This is a genomic window from Nocardioides sp. (genome assembly GCF_041600255.1).
Taxonomy (GTDB): Bacteria; Actinomycetota; Actinomycetes; order Propionibacteriales; family Nocardioidaceae; genus Nocardioides.
On record NZ_JBFIKK010000226.1, the window covers coordinates 1 to 2,747 of the forward strand.

Genomic DNA, 2,747 nt, shown 5'->3' on the forward strand with positions numbered 1-2,747 from the left:
CGCGGAGCCGTCTGGCAGCATGTCCGCGTGCCCGACGTTCCCGCCGACAGCCTGCTGATCACCGTCGCCCCCACCGGCGCCGAGACCACCAAGGCCGACTGCCCCCAGCTCCCGACCACCATCGATGAGCTCGTCGCCACCGCCCGCGAGTGCGAAGCCGCCGGGGCGGCGATGATCCACGTCCACGTGCGCGACGACGAGCACCGTCCCACGCTCGAGGTCTCGCGGCTCACCGAGACGGTGACGGCGCTGCGAGAGAGCACGGACCTGGTCGTCCAGCTCTCGACCGGAGGCTCGGTGCACGACCCGCTGGAGGCCCGGCTGAAGGTGTTGGACGCCGCGCCGGACTCGTGCAGCCTGACCATGGGCACCACCAACTTCGGCGACGACGTGTTCAGCAACCCGTGGCCGTTCATCTGCGAGCTCTACCAGCTCAGTCAGGAGCGCCAGGTGGTGCCGGAGTTCGAGCTCTTCGACCTCGGCCACGTGCACGCGCTCGGCCGGCTGCTGGACACCTACGGCCTGCCGTACGGCGGGAAGGTGCACGTCGACTTCGTGATGGGCGTGCCCGGCGGCATGCCCGGTACGGCGCCCGCGCTGGTCGCCGGGGTCGCGGCCCTGCCGGCTGCGGTCACCTCGTGGTCGGCCACCGGGATCGGCCGCTCCACCCTTCCGGTCGCGCTGGCGTCCCTGTCGATGGGTGGGCACCTGCGGGTGGGGATGGAGGACGTGCTGACGCTGCGCCGCGGCGTACCGGTGAACAGCAACGCGCAGCTCGTCGAGCGGGCGGCGGGCCTGGCGAGCGCTGCGCAGCGCACCCCGATGACTCCCGCGGACGCTCGAACCCTGCTGGGTTTGTGAGTCGATTCGAGGGCGGTCGGCCCTCGTCTGTGATCGAATCGGACGGTCACCCCCCCGACGTCCCTTGGAGTCACCCGATGAAGCGCATGTTCTCGAGCGTCGCCGTGACGGCCCTCATCGTCGGCCTGGTAGCCGTCCTGCCCGGCAGCACCGCCACCGCCGACCCCTACACCGGCACCGTGCCCACCACGATGAACGCCTGGGGCAAGGACATCAAGAAGGGCCAGCGCGTGGTCACCCGCGCCAACGTGAAGTCCGGCAACGGCCAGCCGAAGGGGACGCTTCGGGTCTTCTACAAGCGCAACAAGGGCGGCTACAACAAGAGCAAGGCGTTCACCTACCGCGGTGGCAAGCGAACGATGCAGGGCAAGAAGCTGAACAAGCCCGGGAAGTACACGATCAGCGTGCGCTACCTGCCGAAGCACGAGTCGGTCTGGCAGTCCTCCTCCGACTCCTACACGTTGCGGGTCAGGCGCCGCTGAGCATGGCGTGGGCCACAGGTGAGTCGTCGCCGGCCCGCCGGTCGCCGTGAGGCGCCGAACGGTCGTCCGCCTCGCCGTGGGGTCGGCCCTGGTCGCGGTCGTCGTGGCGATCGGCTACACCGGCTGGCTGGGGTGGCGGGTCGCGGTGGAGCTCTCCCGGGCGCAGCAGGCGGTCGGCGAGGTGCGCGCGGCGCTGGAGGCGCGGGACGCTGGGTCACGCGAGCGGGCGATCGAGGACCTGCGCACGGCCGCCGCTCGTGCCGACGACGCCACCGACGGCCTCTGGTGGCGGATGCTGGGCTGGCTGCCGGCGGTCGGCGACGACCTGGACGGCGTACGGGTGTTGAGCTCGTCGTTGCACGGCGTGGCCGGAGTCGCGCCCTCGCTCGGGGAGTCCCTGGACCTGCTCGAGGACGTCAGCCGCCGGGGCCGGATCAACCTCGAGGCGCTTGAGAGGCTCGAGTCGCCGGTCCTCGACGCCGAGCGCGCGTTCGCCGCGGCGGACGCTGCCCTCGCTGCCCAGGACAGTGCGGGGTTCGCCTACCCGATCCAGCGCGCCCACGACCGCTTCGCGGCGGTGGTGGGCGACACGAGCAGGGCGCTGGCGTCGGGGGCGACGGCGGTCCGGGTGCTGCCCCGGATGTTCGGTGCCGACGGCCCGCGCAGCTACCTGCTGATGTTCCAGAACAACGCCGAGATCCGCGCCACCGGTGGCATGCCCGGCACCTACATGCTGGTCCGTGCCGAGAACGGGCGGCTCGACATCGTTCGCCAAGCACGAGCAGGGGAGTTCGTCGAACGGCCCGAGCCGATCCTGCCGCTCACCCGAGCTGAGGAAGCCCAGTACGGCCGGCAGTTGGGGACTTACATCCAGGACGCCGGATTCACGCCGGACTTCCCACGCGCGGCGGAGCTGACGGCAGCGCGGTGGCAGGAAGAGATGTCGGGCGCGCCGCTGGACGGAGTGATGGCGTTCGACCCCGTCGCGGTCTCCTACCTCCTCGAGGGCACGGGGCCCATCGCGCTGTCGAACGGCACCACGCTCACCGCGGAGAACGCCGTTTCTGAACTGCTCAATCGCCCTTACCTCGACATGCTTCCCGCTGAGCAGGACGCCATGTTTGCGGAGGCCTCCGAGGCGATCTTCGGAGCTGTCACGGGAGATGTCCCTTCCCCGCTCAAGCTGGTGAGCGGCTTCGTGCGAGCAGCCCACGAGGGCAGGTTCCTGCTGGCTGACTTCGACCCCACGGTGGAGGAACTGATCGGGGGGTCGAGGATCCGCGGATCGGTCGCGAGGAACGACGCCCCCCTGGCTCACGTCGACATCGGTCTCAATGACGCAACGGGCGCCAAGATGTCCTACTACCTGCGTTACTCGGCCGAGGTGGAGGCCGTGGACTGCCG

3 protein-coding genes are annotated in these 2,747 nt (G+C 70.5%); all 3 read left to right on the forward strand.

Features of this window, described 5'->3' with window-relative positions; translation table 11 throughout:
• Positions 1–27: 27 nt before the first annotated feature.
• Entirely contained in the window at positions 28–861 is an 834-nt protein-coding gene (locus ABZE72_RS16545; protein ID WP_372730135.1) for a 3-keto-5-aminohexanoate cleavage protein, read from the forward strand.
• Positions 862–938: 77 nt separating this feature from the next.
• Complete coding sequence (locus ABZE72_RS16550) at positions 939–1,343, forward strand: hypothetical protein (RefSeq protein ID WP_372730133.1); 405 nt, start codon at positions 939–941, stop codon at positions 1,341–1,343.
• A gap of 46 nt (positions 1,344–1,389) precedes the next feature.
• Positions 1,390–2,747: DUF4012 domain-containing protein (locus ABZE72_RS16555; protein WP_372730134.1), on the forward strand; the 1,358-nt coding region annotated here is incomplete at its 3' end.